The organism is Paraburkholderia sp. HD33-4 (assembly GCF_021390635.1).
Classification (GTDB): Bacteria; Pseudomonadota; Gammaproteobacteria; order Burkholderiales; family Burkholderiaceae; genus Paraburkholderia.
This window is the reverse complement of the sequence record NZ_JAJEJS010000001.1, coordinates 1,796,687-1,813,357: the sequence shown is the minus strand read 5'-3', so window position 1 is coordinate 1,813,357 and position 16,671 is coordinate 1,796,687. Positions and strand designations below refer to the sequence as shown.

Below are 16,671 nucleotides of genomic sequence, written 5' to 3'. Positions count from 1 at the left end.
CATGGTGATCCATGCGCGGCTTTTCGCGAAGCGTTCGTCGCCGGTGCTGCGGGTGTACCGGACGGCTAGCGAGCGAACGGGAACGGATGTTGCAGCGAACGGCGCGTCCCGACTCTTCTGACGCGCGACAGCGCCGTTACCTATGGACCCCTGAACCCGAGCCAGCTCAGAAGGTCTCCCAATCCTGATCGCTGCCGGCCGTCGCCGCGGACCTGGCCGGCGCGCGCGTGGGCCCGCTCGCGGCCGCTACCTGCGGCGCGGCAGCGGCCGCGACCGATGCCTTGGCCGGCGCCGCCGCCTGCGCCGTAGCCGGCGTGAGCTTGCGCGCACGCGCGCCGACCGGGCTCGCGGACGCCGCGCGCTTCGGCGCCGCAAGCGCCGAAGCCCCTTCGTGACCGCCACGGCCGCTGTCGTCGACCTGGAAAACCGCGACCGCATGGCGCAATCGGCCCGCCTGCTCCTCGAGCGACGACGCCGCGGCGGCCGCTTCCTCGACGAGCGCGGCGTTCTGCTGCGTGACCTCGTCCATCTGCGTGACCGCGCGCGCAACCTGCTCGATGCCGCCGCTCTGCTCCTCCGACGCGGCCGCGATCTCACCCATGATGTCGGTGACACGCTGCACCGCGCCGATGATCTCGCTCATCGTGCGGCCGGCCTCGTCGACGAGCGCCGAGCCCGACTGCACGCGCTCGACCGACGTGTCGATCAGTTCCTTGATCTCCTTGGCCGCCGCCGACGAACGCTGCGCGAGGCTGCGCACCTCGCCCGCGACGACCGCGAAGCCGCGCCCCTCCTCGCCGGCCCGCGCCGCCTCGACGGCGGCGTTCAATGCGAGGATGTTGGTCTGGAAGGCGATGCCCTCGATGATCGAGATGATGTCGGCGATCTTCGCCGAGCTCTGGTTGATGTCGCCCATCGTGCCGACCACCTGGCCGACCACCGCGCTGCCCTTGTTGGCGATCTCCGACGCGTTGGCGGCGAGCGCGCTCGCCTGGCGCGCGTTGTCGGCATTCTGGCGCACGGTGCCGGTCAGCTGTTCCATGCTAGAGGCGGTTTCCTGCAGCGCGGACGCCTGCTCCTCGGTCCGCGACGACAGGTCGATGTTGCCCGCCGCAATTTGACGCGTCGCGGTCGCGATCGACTCGCTGCCGCCGCGCACGCTGCGCACCGTTTCGGTGAGGCTGCGCTGCATTCTGGCGATTCCTTCGAGCAACTGCCCCATTTCGTCGCGCGATGTCACGATCACCGGACGACGCAAATCGCCGGCCGCGATCGCGTCGAAGTGGCCGAGCGCTTCGTCGAGCGGCCGCGCGATCGCGCGGCTCAGCGTCAGATACGACAGCACCGCCGCGAGCACGCCGACCACCAGCGCGCCGATGCTGACCATGCGGAACATCCCAAAACTGCTTTGCGCGGAGTCGAAGCCCTGCTTGGCCGAATCGAACTGGAATTTGCGCAGCGCGTCGTCGGCGCCGACGAGGTCGTTGAAGACGACCTGCAGATTCTTCGCATCCTCGACCAGCTTGCCCTGATCGTTTGCGGCGATCGCCGTTGCGAACGCTTCGAGTTGCTGATGCAGCGTGTTGCGCTTCGCGGCGACGTCCTGCGCGAGCCGGTCTTCTTCCGCGTCGCGCGGCAGATCGAGATACTTCTTCCACCACATTTCGGAGGTGCCGCCCAGCATGCGCGCGCGCTCGATGGTGGTCGCCGCTTCCGGCGTGCCGACCATGAACGCGGCGCGGTCGAGCGCCAGACGTTCGCGTGCCGAGTAAATTTCCGCATTGCCGATGTTCACCGCGCTTGGCATCGCATCGGTGAACGTGTCCTCGTACGCGTCGTTGGTACGGCTCATGCCGAACAGACCGAAAACGCCGATCGCAACCAGCAACGCGGCGAGAAACGCCATCGTGAGCCCGATTCGCGCCTTGATCGTGATGCCTTTATTCAACATGCTAAGTCCTGTGTGCTCGTACTAATTGAGACGCTGCCTTCGCAGCGCTGGGCGGCGCGTATTGGGTCCGGCGCTTTTTGAGTGGGCGCTCTAATTCCGTTTACGGCAGCCCTCACGGAGACTTGAAGCATTTAAAAGGTATGAACAAAGACGTTGTAAGACGTTGAAAGCAAATTGGCGGGAGACAGGCGCGCTAGCGGCGGCTGGGGGGCGGCTGAGGGGCAATTGGGCGGCGTTCGTCGCAGCACGAATTACGACGTTTTCGCCGCACAAGGCGGGGTGGAGGGAGAGCTTGGAGTTGTCCCTCGGCGATGGCGGGACCCATCGATCAGGCAGCGTGCGAGTGCGCTGACGCCGCGACGGTATCACCCCAACGCGTCGACTTCGGCGCGCGTCGGAATCGACGGCTGTGCGCCCGCGCGTGTCACCGATAGCGCGGCGGCGCGTTGCGCGAAGCGGATCGCCGCTTCGACGCCCGCGCCCTGCGCGAGCTGCGCCGCGAAGCCGCCGATGAAGGTATCGCCGGCCGCGGTGGTATCGACCGCCTCGACGCGCGGCGCGTCGTACAGCGACGCGGCCGCGCCTTCGAGCGCAGCGTGCACGCCGCGCGGCCCCAGCGTGATCAGCACGTTGCGCGCGCCGGCCGCGCGCAATGCGGCGGCGGCCCGCGCGGCGTCTTCGGGCGAGTCGACGGCCACCCCGCTCAGCGCGGCGGCTTCGAGTTCGTTCGGAATCAGATAGTCGATCAGCGGCAGCCAGTCGGCCGGCAGCGGGCCGGTGGCGGGCGCGGGATTCAGGATCACGGTCTTGCCGAGCCGCCGCGCCGCGGCAAGCGCCGCGCGCACCGATTCGGGCGGGGTTTCGAGCTGGCAGATCACGACGTCGGCGGCGGCGAGCGTCGCTTCGTGTCGCGCGATGGTGGCCGGCGTGAGCTCGCCGTTGCTGCCCGCGACGATCACGATCGTGTTCTGGCTCGCATCGTCGACGACGATCAGCGCGACGCCGCTCGGCTCGCTGCCGGTTTCGAGCGCCGCACAGTCGATGCGCTCGGCTTCGAGGCCCGCGCGCAGCTGCGCGCCGTTCGCATCGGCCCCGACGCAGCCGAGCATCGACACCTGCGCGCCGAGCCGCGCGGCCGCGACCGCCTGGTTGCCGCCCTTGCCGCCCGCGACCTGTGCGAAGCTGCGGCCGGCCAGCGTCTCGCCCGGCTGCGGCAGGCGTGGCGAGCGCACCACGAGGTCCATGTTCAGGCTGCCGACCACCGTGACGCGCGCGCGCGTTGGGTTGCTTGCCACTTGAGTGTCCTCCGTTGCGCGACGGGTCGCGTTGCTATTGCGCACGTCTTTCAGGAGCAACTGATGCTTCCTTCGTGCGCGCTCCAGGCACCCCTCATGCGTCCTTCGTGCGGCGCATCAAGCCGCCAGATCCCGCCGTCCTTCGCCCGCCCATGTCGCGGTTGACTCGCGCACGATCAGCCGCGGCGACACCACGCGCCGGCGTGCCGGCGCCCGCGCGGTGCTGTTCGACGACGCCTCGGCGATACGGTCGATCAGCGTCTGCGCGGCCGTGTCGCCGAGCGCGCGCACCGACTGCCCGACCGTCGACAGCGACGGGAACGTGAAGCGGCCCAGCTCGATATCGTCGAAACCGATGATCGAGCAATCGCGCGGCACGCTGATATTGCGCTCCGCCGCCGCGCGCAATGCGCCGATGCCCATCATGTCGTTGCCCGCGAAAATCGCCGACGGCCTGACCGTGTCGAACAGCTGCGCGGCCGCGCGGTGTCCGCCCGTCCCCGAAAAATCGCTTTCGACGATCGCATCGGCGGCAATCTCGATGCCGCGCTCGGCCATCGCGCGAATGAAACCGTGCACGCGCATTGCGCTGACCGCAGTCTGCACCGGCCCCGTGATGCAGCCGATCCGCACATGCCCGAGTTCGAGCAGATGCCGGGTGGCCAGATACGCGCCCTTCTCGTGATCGATCTGCACGAGGTCCGCGCTGATTCCTTCGATGTTGCGGTCCACCACGACGAGCGGTTCGCGCGAGTCGGCGAGCGTCTGCGCGAGCACGGCGTCGTCGCCGGCGGACGCGACGATCAGCCCGTCGATGCGCTTTTCCTGCAGCACCCGCAGATAGCTGCGCTGCTTCGCGGGGTCATCGTCGGAGTTGCAGAAGAACACGCAGTAGCCGTTGCGCGCGCAGCCGTCCTCGATACCGCGCGCGAGCTCCGCGAAATACGGGTTGGTGCTGTTCGGCACCACCAGTCCGATCGTCGCGGTCGCGCGCGCCTTGAGCGAACGCGCGACCGCCGACGGCACATAGTGCAGTTGACGGATCGCGTGCTCGACTTTCGCGCGCACATCGGCCGACACCGGCCGCGAGTTGTTCACGACGTGCGATACCGTCGTGAACGACACGCCCGCCACGGCCGCTACATCCTTGATCGTCGCCATAACCTGTTGCTCTCCCACTGCCTGTTGTTCCCGCCGGGCGCGCCGCCTGGCGACCCGCGGACGTCTTCATCGAAGACAGACCACACTGATTCATCGTTGCGCCGACGCGCACACCTCAGCCGCGTTTGCGGCGGCTGCGGTACGTATCGAGCACCACCGCCACCACGATCACCGCGCCGGTGATCATGCGCTTGGTCGGCTCGTTCGCGCCGATCTGCGCGAGGCCCGCCGCCAGCACCGAAATGATCAGCACGCCGAAAAACGTGCTGATCACCGAACCGCGTCCGCCCATCAGACTCGTGCCGCCGATCACGACCGCCGCGATCACCTGCAGCTCCATGCCGACGCCCGCATTCGGATCGGCCGCCTCGAGCCGCGAGATCTGGAACAGCGCCGCGAGACCCGACAGCGCGCCCATCAGCGCAAACACGATCACCTTGTACGGCCGCGGATTGACGCCCGCGAGCCGCACCGCTTCCTCGTTAGTGCCGATTCCGACCAGATAGCGCCCAAACACCGTGCGCGTCAGCATCAGCTGCGCGACCACCATCACCGCGACCGCAATCAGAAAGGCCGGCGAGATGCCGAGCGCGATCGGGTTCGACAGAAAGTCGAACGCGTCGCCGATATACGCGGTGCGCGAATTGGTCATCTGGTACGCCATGCCGCGCGCCGCCTCGAGCACGCCGAGCGACACGATGAACGACGGAATCCGCCAGCCCACGGTCACCGCGCCGGTCACGGTGCCGGTCAGCGCCGCGACCGCGACGCCGAGCAGCGCACCCGCGGCCGGTCCCCAGCCCCACTTGAGCGTCACCACGCTGACCACCGACGCCCCCAACGCGAGCACCGAGCCGACCGACAGGTCGATCCCCGCGATGATCAGCACGAAGGTCATGCCGACCGACATCACGACGAGATCCGGAATCTGGTTCGCGATCGTGCTGAACGTGTCGTAGGTCAGAAAGTGCGAACTCAGCAGCGAGAACAGCACGATCATCGCGAGCAGCGCACCGGCGAGGCCCAGGTAGTTCGAAAAGCCGAGCCGCGTGCCGGCCGGCTTGCCGCTCGCGAGCGGCGCCGACGGATCGGCCGGCGGCGTCACAGCGGGCACATCCGGGGCGCCACCTGGCTGGCCGTCCTGCTTGCCGGGTTTGACACCCGCCGCCTCGCGCCACGATCGATCGGTCATCACAGACTCCCTGCTTCGTTGGCGCCGTGCGTGTGCAGCAGCGCCTCGCGGCCGCGGTAGCCGGCGAACGCGGCGGCGAGCAGCGCATCCTGGCTCCAGCTCGCGCGTTCGAACACGCCCGTCATGCTGCCCGCCGACATCACGCCGATCCGGTCGCAGATCAGCATCAGCTCGCGCAGATCGCTCGACACCACGACCAGCGCGCGGCCGTCACGAGCGAGCGCGCCCATCAGGCCGTAAATATCGAACTTCGCACCGACGTCGATGCCGCGTGTCGGTTCGTCGAACAACAGCACGCGGCAGTCGCGCGCGAGCCAGCGGCCGATCACGACCTTCTGCTGGTTGCCGCCCGACAGCTCGCCGACGATCTGCGCGGGCCCCGAGCTGCGAATCCGCATCGCGGTGATCTGCTTCTGCGCGAGCGCATTCTCGCGCTTCGCGTCGACGATGCCGTGCCGCGCGACGCTGCCGAGATTGCCGAGCGACACGTTGGCCGCGATCGGTTGCGGCAGCAGCAGGCCTTCGCCTTTGCGGTCTTCGGTGATCAGCGCGATGCCCGCGCGCACCGCGTCCGCCGGCGAGTCGATCTGCACCGGCGTGGGCGGCGCGCCCGGCGTCGCGGCGAGCGACACGCTGCCGCCGTCCTTGCGGTCGGCGCCGTAGATGAGCCGCATCAGCTCGGTGCGGCCCGCGCCGATCAGCCCGCTGACACCGAAAATCTCGCCCGCGCGCACCTCGAAAGACACGTCGCGCACGACCTTGCCGCGCGCGAGCCGCTCCACTTTCAACAGCGGCGCGCCGATGTTGCGCTCGCCGAGATCGATATGCTCGCCGAGTTCGCGGCCGACCATCCACGTGACGATCTGCTCGCTCGTCAGGTTGGCCATCGCGTCGACGTGCACGAGGCGGCCGTCGCGCAGCACCGCGACCCGTTCGGCCACCCGCGCCAGCTCTTCGAGCCGGTGCGAGATATAGACGAGCGCGACGCCGCGCGCCTTGAGCCGCCCGATCTGCTCGAACAGCAGATCGACCTCGCGCGCGGTCAGCATCGCGGTCGGCTCGTCGAGGATCAGCACGCGGCAGTCGTCGATCAGGTTGCGGGCGATCTCGACCATCTGCTGATGACCGATGCCCAGTTCGCCGACCAGCGTGTCGGGATCGATCGCGTCGAGCCCGACCTGCGCCATCGCCACGCGTGCGTTCTCGCGCAGCTTGCCGCGATCGATCCAGCCGAAGCTGAATGCGCCCGCGCGCGGCAGCCGGTTCAGGAACAGGTTCTCGGCGACCGACAGCGTCGGCAACAGATTCAACTCCTGCATCACCATCCGCACGCCGAGCGCCTCGGCCTCGGTGCGGCTCGCGGGCGCGTACGGCACGCCGGCCAGCTGCATCGTGCCCGCGCTCGGCTCGACCAGGCCGCCGACGATCTTCGACAGCGTGCTCTTGCCCGCGCCGTTCTCGCCGGTCAACGCCAATACCTCGCCTGCTCGCAGCGACAACGATACGTCGGCGAGCACCGGTTCGGCATACGTCTTGCCGATGCCGCTGACGGTCAGTACGACAGGCAAGGCGTCGTGGTCGGTTGAATCCATCGCGCTCCTGGTTGCATGGCGCTTCTTGCGCCTTCGTGGCGCTTCGGCGGCCCGCCGTGCTTGCCGCACGGCACACCGCGCCCGGCTGCCACGAGTCATGCCGGCACTCTCGCGCGGAATGCGCGGGTGCTCGCGGCCGCGCTTCCTCTCACCACGCGAGCCGCCGTCATGACGCTTATCTCTGGAATTAACGGCGGCGCGGCGGGATTCTTGAGCGTTCGTTGAATAAAAGCGCACCGGCGGGTTGCCGGATTGCCGGTGAAGCGCGCGGTTCGCGCGCTTCGTCGCGGCGATTGTGGCTGTCGCGGCTTCCCGCACCCAGATCCAGCGGCGCCCGACTCAGGCTTCACGCCGGGCGCACCGCGCTTACTTCAGCGTGTCTTTCGTCACCAGATCGACCGGTGTTTCGACGACGCCCGACAGCTGCGACTGTTTCTTGTTTTCGCTCAACGCCTTCAACGCGGTATCGATGCCGAACACCGCCTGCTTCGCCGCGTACTGGTCGGCGGTGGCGAGCACGCGGCCGTCCTTCAGCATCGGATGGATCGCATTGATGTTGTCGTAGCCGACCACCATCACCTTGCCCTGCTTGCCGGCCGCGCGCACGGCCGACACCGCGCCGATCGCCATGTTGTCGTTGCCGGCGAGCAGCGCCTTCAGGTTCGGATACTCGTTGAGCATCGCCGACGCGACCGCGTTGCCCTTGTCGATTTCCCACTCGCCCGACTGCACCGACACGATCTTCGCGCCGACCGCCTGCATCGCGTCCTTGAAGCCGGCGGTACGCTGCTGCGCGTTGGTGGTGGTCGACACGCCTTCGAGGATGCCGACCTCGTCGCCCGCCTTCAGGCGCTTCGCGAGGTAGTCGCCAACGAGGCGCGCACCCTTGCGGTTGTCGGGGCCGACGAACGGCACGTTCAGGTCTTTCGACTTCAGCACGTCCTGATCGAGCCGGTTGTCGATGTTGACGACGATGATGCCCGCGTCGACCGCCTTCTTGACGACCGGCACGAGCGCCTTCGAATCGGCCGGTGCGAGCACGATCGCGTCGACCTTCGACACGATCATCTGCTCGACGATGCGGATCTGGTTGGCGGTGTCGGTTTCGTCCTTGATGCCGTTGGTGATCAGGTCGAACTTGGCCGGATTCTGTTTCTGATAGTCCTTCGCGCCGGTCTCCATGGTCAGGAAGAACTCGTTGGCGAGTGACTTCATCACGAGCGCGACCTTCGGCTTATGAGCCGGGGCGTTCTGCGCGTAGGCGACGGAAAAAGGCAGGACGGCGGAGGCGGTGGCGAGAACTGCGGCGGCGAGAATGCGACGGCGGGTTCGATGGCTCATGCGTATCTCCAGGTTGTCAGGCTCGCGGACGAGCCGTATTTTTTCTGATGCGCAAACGTTTGCGATGGCTATTCTCAGCGCACGCCTTTCGGAATGTCAACGATTCGCGGTGTTGCAACGCACCGGCGCGCAACATCTGCGCCGCCGCGATGCGCTCGATCGATCCGGGCAGTGTGTGGCAAGGTCCCCTCGCTCAGTCCGTGCAGTCGATGACGCCGGTGCGTCGCATGCGGCGCGACGTACCGGCCGCTTATGCTGGCCTGGTATCGCGCGCGCTGCAAGCGAAACCGCGAGGAACTCGAAAGGTGCGCCGCCTACAGCCAGCCGGCCTTGCGAAAACGCCGGTACAGCACGAAGTCGATCGCCAGCATCACGACCAGCACGACCGGATAGCCGAACTTGAAATGCAGCTCGGGAATGCGCTCGAAGTTCATCCCGTAGATACCGGCGATCATCGTCGGCACCGCGAACAGCGCCGCGAACGAGCCGAGCCGCTTGGTGATTTCGCTCTCGGCGAGCGAGATCATGCCGAGGTTCACCTGCACCGCCGTGACGACGATTTCGCGGCGCCCCTCGATGATTCTGACGATCCGGTCGAGGTGATCGTAGACGTCGCGAAAGTACGCCTGCATGCCCGCGCAGATGGCCGGAATGCGCCCGCCCGTCAGTTTGCCGACCGCTTCCTGCAGCGGCACGATATGGTGCTGCAGGATCACCAGCCGGCGCTTCATCGTGTACAGGTCCTGCACGATCGCGCGCGAGGCGGCCGAATCGTTCCTGTCGAAGATGCGGTCCTCGAGCGTTTCGAGCTCGGTGCTCATCGCCTCGACGACCGGGAAATAACGGTCGACCACGTCGTCGATCAGCGCGTACAGCACGAACGCCGAACCTTCCTTCAACAGATGCGGCTCGCGCTCGCAGCGTGCCCGCACGCCCTGAAAACCAGTGCGTGTGCCGCGGCGCACCGAGAGCACGTAGTTCGTACCGACGAACACGTCGACTTCGCCGATCACGAATTCGCCTTGCTCGTCCATCTCGACCGTATGCATCACGGTGAACAGCGAGCCGCCGTACTCCTCCATTTTCGGGCGCTGGTGGCCGTGCTGCGCGTCTTCGATCGCGAGTTCGTGCAAATCGAACTCGTCTTTCATCACCGCGAGTTCGTCGGGGCTCGGGTCTTTCAACGCGACCCAGACGAAGCATTCGGGTCGTGCGACGTAGTCGCTGATGCTGTCGATATCGATGTCGGCGAGTTTCCGGCCGTCCTGATAGGCGGCGCAATTGATCAGCATGTTCGGATTACCTTGCAGACGAAAGCAGACCTCGCCGGCCGCTCGCGCAAGCCTTGCGCAATACGCTCGACGGGGTCTGCATGAATGGACAGGCGCGCTTCATGGCGCCCCGGATCAGCCGCCATGTTAAGGCCCGATGCGAGAGCCGCACGTATCGAATTGCCAATGATCGACGGCATGCTATTGCGCGACCCGCTGCAGGCCGATGCGGTGATCGTCGTTGAACGTGACCGAGGCACGGTTCGTGTAGCGCGGATCCGCGGTCACCATGAAGTTCAGCTCGATGACCGGATCGAACTGCGTCGATACGCCGATCCGATGCGCGCCGGGCGGCAGATAGAACACCACGTGCTCGCCGTTCATCAGGTCGGTGACGCGCTCGCCGTCGATATAGACGAGCGCATTGCGGAACCGCACGATCACGTCGCGCGAACGCTCGCGCCGCACGTCCACCGCGACGAGGCCGGGGCCCGGCTGCGTATAGCCCTGTCTGACGATGCGCTCGGCCGGCACCGGTTTGAACGGCACCGGCTCGGCCGGCGTCGACGCGCAGCCGGCAAGCGTGAACCCGCTGATCGCGCCGATCACGCTGAACGCAACGCATGCGGCCAACGCGGCGCGGCATGCGGACCCGGCCATCCGTGCGGTTCGGCCGCGGCAAGGCAGGCGCATCGGCATGCTGGTTCTCCCGTGTGCTCTCGATCGTGGCCCGAGTTTCCGACTACGCGGTGTGGATCGCCGCCGTGCGTGCGCCGGTTCGACGCACACGGCACGCTCGTACGCATGACTGTTCCGCATCATAGCAACGCGCGGAGATTCCGCCAGCCGACACGAACGGCGCTCGGGCCCCGCACCTCTTGCATGGCGCGGCGTTCTTCTTCATGATCGTCGGCACGGCAGCCGGGCTCGCGGCTTGACGCCGTCGGTTGCCGGCATGCCTGTCGATCCGCGTCGCCAGACGCACGATCAAGGAGACTGCAATGTGGTATTTCACCTGGATTCTCGGCGTGGGTGTGGCGCTCGGCTTCGGCATCATCAACGTGATGTGGCTCGAGACCAACGGCAAGTTCGCGCGCGACCCGCGCCCCGATGCGGCCGCCGCGCCGGGTGAGGACAAGTCTGCGTGACTTCTCTGGTGTTCTTTTGCGGTCATGCGGGCACGGGCAAGACGACGCTGGCGAAAAAGCTGCTCGGCCCGCTGATGAAAGCTGGCGGCACCCCCTTCTGCCTGCTCGACAAGGACACGCTGTACGGCGGCTACAGCGCGGCCGCGATGTCGATGCTGACCGGCGATCCGAACGATCGCGACAGCCCTCTTTTCCTTCAGCATCTGCGCGACCCCGAGTATCGCGGCCTCATCGATACCGCGCGCGACAATCTCGAACTCGGCGTGAGCGCGTTGGTCGTCGGCCCGTTGTCGCGCGAGGTTCGCGAGCGGCGGCTGTTCGATCATGCATGGCTCGGCGTCGCGCCGGACGTGAAGTTGCGTGTCGTATGGGTGCTGACCTCGGAGGACGTGGCGCGGCAGCGGATCGTCGCGCGCGCGAATCCCAACGATGCGTACAAGCTCGCGCACTGGGACGACTATCGGCGGCGGCGCTTCGAGCCGAGCGGCGCGAGCCGCGATGGTCTGCTGATGTTCGACAATACCGCGCCGGGTTCGGCGGACTATGAAGCGCTGGTAGCGCAAATCGTGGCTGCCTGACTGCCGCCTCGACTTCAAAGTCGTCAAACAACATTCCACTCTTCTCCCAACCCGTCCATTGCACCCGCAGCGTGGATATCGCACGTCCACCTAACTATTTGCCGACTAAATTCATACATATTTGTAAGAACAATTTGTTGTTGTCAAACAAAAAGCGCTGACGTATGCTTCCCACGCCTTCGATCGCGCGCGTCCCTCACGGCTTTTATCGGTAGACCGAAAGCCGGATTCTGGTCAGGAGCAAATTGAGGAGACCAATCAGGTCGCGCGACGATCGTTCGGCGATCGGGCGGTGGAGACTCGCCCGCGCGGACCCATGAATTCAAATACGAACGACGTCAAAAAACATGAACAAAATCGCGATTCTCAGCGTGGCATCATCGGCATTGATACTGGCAGCGTGTGGTGGCGGGTCGGTCAAAACGCCAGATTCGGGCAACTCCACCACTTCAGCCTCCGGCGCCTCGACTCCGGCAACCACTTCGACACCGTCCACTTCGACGCCTGCTTCGACGACGTCCGGTTCGACCTCCTCCACTTCCACGTCAACCACGTCGACCACGTCGACCACGACCACGACAACGACGACGACAACCACCACGCCAACCGTGCTGTCGATGCAGTCGACGTTCCCGGCGAACAGCACCGCCTCGGCGCAGGCCGACACGATGTTGCAGATCACGTTCAACGAGCCGCCCACGCTCGGCACGACGGGCAAGCTCTACGTCTATGCGCAGTCGGGCAACACGCTGGTCGACACGATCGACATCAGCGGCACGCCGACACAAACCACGGGCGAGACGTATGCAACCTATTTCCCCGAGGCGAACACGGAAATCGACGCGCTGGCAGCCGGCGTGACGACGCTGAGCGGCGACCAGCGCTTCGTGTACTACACGCCGGTCGTGATCGCGGGTAACACGGCCACGATCCATCTGCACGACGGCAAGCTGCAGCCCAACACCGCTTACTACGTGACAGCCGACAGCACCGTCTTCAACGACGGCAACGGCAACAACTTCACCGGCCTGTCGACCCCGAGCGCATGGACGTTCGCGACCCGCGCTCAACCCACGGTCGCGTCCGCGACCGCCGCGACGGTGCCGGGCAACGCGCCGGCGGGAACGACCAGCATGGTGGCCGTGACCGTCGACGCCGCGGGCAACGGCGATTTCAACACGGTGCAGGGTGCGCTCGACTGGGTCATGCAGAACTGCGGCACCGGCGCAACCAGCTCGACGTGCTCGGCTTCGAGCGTCCTCAAACGCATCACCATCGACAAAGGTTCGTACAACGAGCTGCTGTATCTACGCAACGTCAACAACGTGACGCTGACCGGCTCGACCACGACCCCGACCGACACCGTCGTCTACGCGAACAACTTCGAGAGCTATAACCCCGGTTCGGGCGGCGGCGCCACGGCGGCCGGAACGTCGAATTCGAGCGAAGCCGCCGGCGGCGATACGCTGACCCGGCGAAGCCTCGGTGGCGGCCGCTCGGTGTTCCTGATGGAAGGCTCCGACCTCGTGACGCTGCGGTACTTCACGCTGCAGAACTCGCACGTCAAGCAAAGCACCTTCAACAACCAGGCCGAGACGTTCTACTTCAACAACACGAAGACCAACGGTGGCCGCTTCGTCGCCAGCAACATGCAATTGCTGAGCGCGCAGGACACGGTGCTCACCAAGGGCTGGGCCTACTTCTACAACGATTACATCGCGGGCGACGTCGACTTCGTCTGGGGCTACCCGTATGCCGCGATGTTCGACCATAGCGAGCTGCACACCATTTACAACGTCACGAGCACGGCGCCCACGGGTTACGTGGTGCAGTCCCGCGCGTACTCCGGGTATGCGAATACCAACACCGGAACCTTCATCACGACGCCGGGTTTCGTCATTGCAAACAGCAAGCTCACCGCCGACTCCACCGTGCCGACCGGCACCGCTTTCCTCGCCCGCTCAGGTGGCGCGGGTGTCGGATGTGCGATGCCGGGCGCGTCGACCGCCCAGGGCACGAACTGCGACAGCGTGGCGTACGTCAACGACCAGATCGGCACGCACATCAGCACCGGCGGCTGGCTGGGTTCGGCCGAGGGCGCAACCGGTTCGGCGCTCAACGTGTCGCCGACGACCGGCCAGACCGCGATGATCGGCTGGCGTGAATGGGGCAGCATGGACGGCTCGGGCAACGCTCTCAGCCTCGCGGGCCGCGATACCACCGTGGCAACCTATACCGTGCCGCTGACGGGTTCGAGCGCCGCTACCGACCTGACCAGCCCGACGGCGGTGTTCGCCGGCTGGAACAACGGCGCGGGCTGGACGCCGACGCCGTGATGATCGTGAGTGCGGCGCTGTCCCGCTGACGCGCCGAAAAAGAAAAAACCCCGTACGTCGGTGACGCACGGGGTTTTTCATTCGACGCGGGCTATTTCAGCCTCAAGCCGTCGCCATCGCCTCCAGCGACTGCCCTTCATACAGCTTGCCAAAGCGGTTCGCCAGAAAATCGCCGAGCGATACCTGCTCCTGCCGCACGAAGCCCTTTTGCGGCAGCTTGCGCTCGCGGAACAGATCGAGCACCGCGCACATCGCGCCGGCGGTGGTGATCTGGATCGCGCTCATCGGCACGCCGCAGACAGTCTTCGCGAAGATCTTGCGGGTGAACACCTCCTGCACGAGCTGACCGTCGCGCATGCCGCTCACGGTGATGAACACCAGCACGACGTCCTGCGCGGTCGACGGCACCGAGCGGCGCATGATGGTCTTCAGCGTGTCGCGGTCGCTCGACAGACGCAGGTCCTCCAGCAGGAACTGCATCAGGTTGCGATGGCCCGGATAGCGCACCGACTTGTAGTCGAGCGATTCGACGCGGCCCGACAGCGTTTCGCACAGCGTGCCCAGACCGCCCGACGTGTTGAACGCTTCGTACTCGGTGCCGTCGAGCGAGAAATGCTCGAGGCCTTCGAGCGGCTGCACCCATTGCGTGCGGCTCTCGCGGATCGCCTCGCACGGCTGGCAGTACTCGTTGATCAGACCGTCGACGCTCCACGTCAGGTTGTACTTCAGCGCATTGGTCGGAAACTCGGGCAGCGCGCCGACGCGCATCTTCACGTCGCGGATTTCCGTGAAGCGATTCGCGAGCTCATGCGCGGCAATGCCGATGAAGCCCGGCGCGAGACCGCACTGCGGCATGAAGGCGTGATCGGAGTCTTCGGCGATCGCGCGGATCGCGTGCGTCGCGCGCACGTCTTCGGTCAGGTCGAAGTAATGGACCCCCGCGCCCTTCGCGGCCGATGCGACGTTGACCGCGAGGTAGTACGGCAGCGCGTTGATCAGCACGTCGAAGCCCTGGATCGCGGCGCGCAGCACGGCGGCGTCGGCGGAATCGATGCGGCGCGTCGGAATGCCCTGGGCGGCGAGCTTGTCGAGCGCGTGCTGATCGCGGTCGAACGCGACGACTTCGTAGTCGCCCGTTTCGCGCAGCATATGCGCAATGGTGTGACCGATCAAACCTGCGCCAACGATAGCTACTTTCATCTGCTTCTCCTTGTTGTCCATGTGCTGTCTCTGAGCTTGGGAAGTGCGCCGCGCGTTGCACGCGGTGCCTCTCGGGCCGAACCCTTGAATGACAGTGTAGGAAGAAGCAAAAACAGTTCATACGCGCAAAATGCTGCGGTATGACCATCAGGTTCGACGTTCTGACGAACTCATCAAACGATTCGTCGAAAACGCGTAAAAAAGGCGTTAATAACCGACTCGCGAGGGATCCGCGGCTACCCGCCAACAGGTTGCGCCGCGCGCCGACTCACACCGTGCCGCGGTCGATCTTGCGCGCGAGAATGATCGACGTCGTGGTCCGCTCGACGCCTTCGAGGCCGCCGATCTGATCGAGCAGATCGTTGAGCCGCTCAGGCGAATCGGCACGCAGCCATGCCACGTAGTCGAACTCGCCGCTCACCGCGCACAGCAGTTGCACTTCGGGCATTTTGCCGAGACGCTTCTGCACGGCCGGCCCATGCTTCGGCGCGATGATGATGCCGACGTACGCGACGATGCTCGAATCGAGCACGTCCTGGCCGAGCCGCACGCTGTAGCCGGCGATCACGTTGCTGCGCTCGAGCCGCGCGATGCGCGCGATCACGGTCGTGCGCGCAACGCCGAGCTGCCGCGCAAGATTCGCGACGCTCTCGCGCGCGTTGGCTTGTAATAGTGCAACGAGGTTGCGGTCGAGGTCGTCGAGCTGGTCGAGGCGCGGAGGTCTCATCGATGGGGAAAGGAAGTTGGTATGGAATGTCGCGGATTATCGCGCGTCTGCGCGGGCAGCGGCGCTGGGTCACGGTGTGCGATGACAGATGCGCGGCACACTGTCGGGCCTCGTGGGCGCAGCGTGTCGCTGCAAATGCCGCTCAGGTGCGAGCCGTTTCCCTTTCGTTTCGGTTGTAAGCGTTTGTCGCACAAGCATCGAATCGTACGGATATCGTGTTACTAATAGCGGCGACGGGCGAATGCGGCGGCCGGTTGCGGTGCGCCGCTATTCGTCGCTGGCGCGGGGCAATGTGCACGCCGCGCGCCGAGTCTCAATACGAACAGACATCAGGAGTTTCGATGAAAAAAGCACTGGTTATGCTGGCTACGGCCGTTTCGATGGGCGGCGCGTTCGCTCAAACCGCCGCGCCGGCCTCGGCGCCGGACACCACGGCCCCGGCCCCCGCAGCCAAGGCCGGCCACGAACGAAACGTCGAAGACCGCATCGCTTATCTGCACTCGCAACTGAAGATCACGCCCGCGCAGGAAACGCAATGGAAGGCATTCGCCGACGTCATGCGCAACAACGGCGAAACGATGGGCAAGCTGTTCGAGCAGCGCAAGGCGGAAACCAACGTGAGCGCGCTCGACGACATGAAACAGTACGCAACGATTGCGCAAGCGCATGCGGATGGCATGAAGAAGCTCGTCGATGCATTCGAGCCGCTGTATGGCAGCCTGTCGCCGGAGCAGAAGAAGCTCGCCGACGCGACGTTCCACAACGGCGGCCCCGAGGGTCATCATCGCGGTCACCATGGCAAGGGTAAGGGTGGCAAGCCCGCGGCCGAAGCCGCGAGCGACGCGACCGTCAAGCAGTAATGAAACGGCGCCCGCGGCG

At 65.9% G+C, this 16,671-nt stretch carries 15 protein-coding genes; 4 read left to right on the top strand and 11 right to left on the bottom strand.

What is annotated here, in order from left to right:
- Positions 1–166: 166 nt before the first annotated feature.
- The 8 genes from L0U84_RS08000 to L0U84_RS07965 form a co-directional block, all read right to left on the bottom strand.
- Positions 167–1,951 carry a methyl-accepting chemotaxis protein gene (locus L0U84_RS08000; RefSeq protein WP_233849120.1) on the bottom strand — a complete coding sequence of 595 codons (1,785 nt, stop codon included), beginning with the start codon at positions 1,949–1,951 and terminating at the stop codon, positions 167–169.
- Positions 1,952–2,316: 365 nt separating this feature from the next.
- Positions 2,317–3,246: a ribokinase gene (gene rbsK, locus L0U84_RS07995; RefSeq protein ID WP_233849118.1), complete on the bottom strand. Its 930-nt coding sequence runs from the start codon at positions 3,244–3,246 to the stop codon at positions 2,317–2,319.
- A gap of 117 nt (positions 3,247–3,363) precedes the next feature.
- Positions 3,364–4,407, bottom strand: coding sequence for a LacI family DNA-binding transcriptional regulator (locus L0U84_RS07990; RefSeq protein ID WP_233849116.1), 1,044 nt, complete (start codon positions 4,405–4,407; stop codon positions 3,364–3,366).
- Positions 4,408–4,522: 115 nt separating this feature from the next.
- Positions 4,523–5,599: an ABC transporter permease gene (locus tag L0U84_RS07985; RefSeq protein WP_233849115.1), complete on the bottom strand. Its 1,077-nt coding sequence runs from the start codon at positions 5,597–5,599 to the stop codon at positions 4,523–4,525.
- Positions 5,599–7,191, bottom strand: a complete 1,593-nt coding sequence (locus tag L0U84_RS07980; protein WP_233849114.1) for a sugar ABC transporter ATP-binding protein — start codon at positions 7,189–7,191, stop codon at positions 5,599–5,601. The genes L0U84_RS07985 and L0U84_RS07980 overlap by 1 nt, the downstream gene beginning before the upstream one ends.
- 366 nt (positions 7,192–7,557) lie before the next feature.
- A complete protein-coding gene (locus L0U84_RS07975) occupies positions 7,558–8,532 on the bottom strand; it encodes a sugar ABC transporter substrate-binding protein (protein WP_233849113.1) in 975 nt (324 codons plus the stop codon).
- Between the two features lie 314 nt (positions 8,533–8,846).
- Positions 8,847–9,824, bottom strand: a complete 978-nt coding sequence (gene corA / locus L0U84_RS07970; RefSeq protein WP_233849112.1) for a magnesium/cobalt transporter CorA — start codon at positions 9,822–9,824, stop codon at positions 8,847–8,849.
- Positions 9,825–10,004: 180 nt separating this feature from the next.
- Positions 10,005–10,463, bottom strand: a complete 459-nt coding sequence (locus tag L0U84_RS07965) for a DUF2846 domain-containing protein (protein ID WP_233849111.1) — start codon at positions 10,461–10,463, stop codon at positions 10,005–10,007.
- Positions 10,464–10,804: 341 nt separating this feature from the next.
- Between L0U84_RS07965 and cydX the strand changes: the two genes are divergently transcribed.
- Positions 10,805–10,951 carry a cytochrome bd-I oxidase subunit CydX gene (gene cydX / locus L0U84_RS07960; protein WP_233849110.1) on the top strand — a complete coding sequence of 49 codons (147 nt, stop codon included), beginning with the start codon at positions 10,805–10,807 and terminating at the stop codon, positions 10,949–10,951.
- Entirely contained in the window at positions 10,948–11,529 is a 582-nt protein-coding gene (locus L0U84_RS07955; protein ID WP_233849109.1) for an AAA family ATPase, read from the top strand. Before cydX ends, L0U84_RS07955 begins: the two co-directional genes overlap by 4 nt.
- Positions 11,530–11,851: 322 nt before the next feature.
- Here the strand turns inward: L0U84_RS07955 and L0U84_RS07950 are convergent, their stop codons facing one another.
- On the bottom strand, positions 11,852–12,217 hold the full coding sequence (locus L0U84_RS07950; RefSeq protein WP_233849107.1) for a hypothetical protein: 366 nt from the start codon (positions 12,215–12,217) through the stop codon (positions 11,852–11,854).
- Here L0U84_RS07950 and L0U84_RS07945 point away from each other — a divergent pair.
- On the top strand, positions 12,198–13,865 hold the full coding sequence (locus L0U84_RS07945; RefSeq protein ID WP_233849105.1) for a pectate lyase: 1,668 nt from the start codon (positions 12,198–12,200) through the stop codon (positions 13,863–13,865). The genes L0U84_RS07950 and L0U84_RS07945 overlap by 20 nt on opposite strands.
- 102 nt (positions 13,866–13,967) lie before the next feature.
- Here the strand turns inward: L0U84_RS07945 and L0U84_RS07940 are convergent, their stop codons facing one another.
- Together L0U84_RS07940 and L0U84_RS07935 are read right to left on the bottom strand one after the other, a co-directional pair.
- Positions 13,968–15,065: a saccharopine dehydrogenase family protein gene (locus L0U84_RS07940; RefSeq protein ID WP_233849103.1), complete on the bottom strand. Its 1,098-nt coding sequence runs from the start codon at positions 15,063–15,065 to the stop codon at positions 13,968–13,970.
- A gap of 268 nt (positions 15,066–15,333) precedes the next feature.
- A complete protein-coding gene (locus L0U84_RS07935; protein WP_008922942.1) occupies positions 15,334–15,792 on the bottom strand; it encodes an Lrp/AsnC family transcriptional regulator in 459 nt (152 codons plus the stop codon).
- A 341-nt stretch (positions 15,793–16,133) separates the two neighbouring features.
- Here L0U84_RS07935 and L0U84_RS07930 point away from each other — a divergent pair, with 341 nt between their 5' ends.
- The gene (locus L0U84_RS07930) at positions 16,134–16,652 is read left to right on the top strand and encodes a Spy/CpxP family protein refolding chaperone (RefSeq protein WP_233849102.1); all 519 of its coding nucleotides are present in this window, start codon (positions 16,134–16,136) and stop codon (positions 16,650–16,652) included.
- Positions 16,653–16,671: the final 19 nt, after the last annotated feature.

Coding starts and splice junctions, on each gene's coding strand:
- L0U84_RS08000 (WP_233849120.1), bottom strand. CDS start 1,951: ATGTTGAATAAAGGCATCACGATCAAGGCGCGAATCGGGCTCACGATG.
- L0U84_RS07990 (WP_233849116.1), bottom strand. CDS start 4,407: ATGGCGACGATCAAGGATGTAGCGGCCGTGGCGGGCGTGTCGTTCACG.
- L0U84_RS07985 (WP_233849115.1), bottom strand. CDS start 5,599: ATGACCGATCGATCGTGGCGCGAGGCGGCGGGTGTCAAACCCGGCAAG.
- L0U84_RS07980 (WP_233849114.1), bottom strand. CDS start 7,191: ATGGATTCAACCGACCACGACGCCTTGCCTGTCGTACTGACCGTCAGC.
- L0U84_RS07975 (WP_233849113.1), bottom strand. CDS start 8,532: ATGAGCCATCGAACCCGCCGTCGCATTCTCGCCGCCGCAGTTCTCGCC.
- corA (WP_233849112.1), bottom strand. CDS start 9,824: ATGCTGATCAATTGCGCCGCCTATCAGGACGGCCGGAAACTCGCCGAC.
- L0U84_RS07965 (WP_233849111.1), bottom strand. CDS start 10,463: ATGGCCGGGTCCGCATGCCGCGCCGCGTTGGCCGCATGCGTTGCGTTC.
- cydX (WP_233849110.1), top strand. CDS start 10,805: ATGTGGTATTTCACCTGGATTCTCGGCGTGGGTGTGGCGCTCGGCTTC.
- L0U84_RS07945 (WP_233849105.1), top strand. CDS start 12,198: ATGTTGCAGATCACGTTCAACGAGCCGCCCACGCTCGGCACGACGGGC.
- L0U84_RS07940 (WP_233849103.1), bottom strand. CDS start 15,065: ATGAAAGTAGCTATCGTTGGCGCAGGTTTGATCGGTCACACCATTGCG.
- L0U84_RS07935 (WP_008922942.1), bottom strand. CDS start 15,792: ATGAGACCTCCGCGCCTCGACCAGCTCGACGACCTCGACCGCAACCTC.
- L0U84_RS07930 (WP_233849102.1), top strand. CDS start 16,134: ATGAAAAAAGCACTGGTTATGCTGGCTACGGCCGTTTCGATGGGCGGC.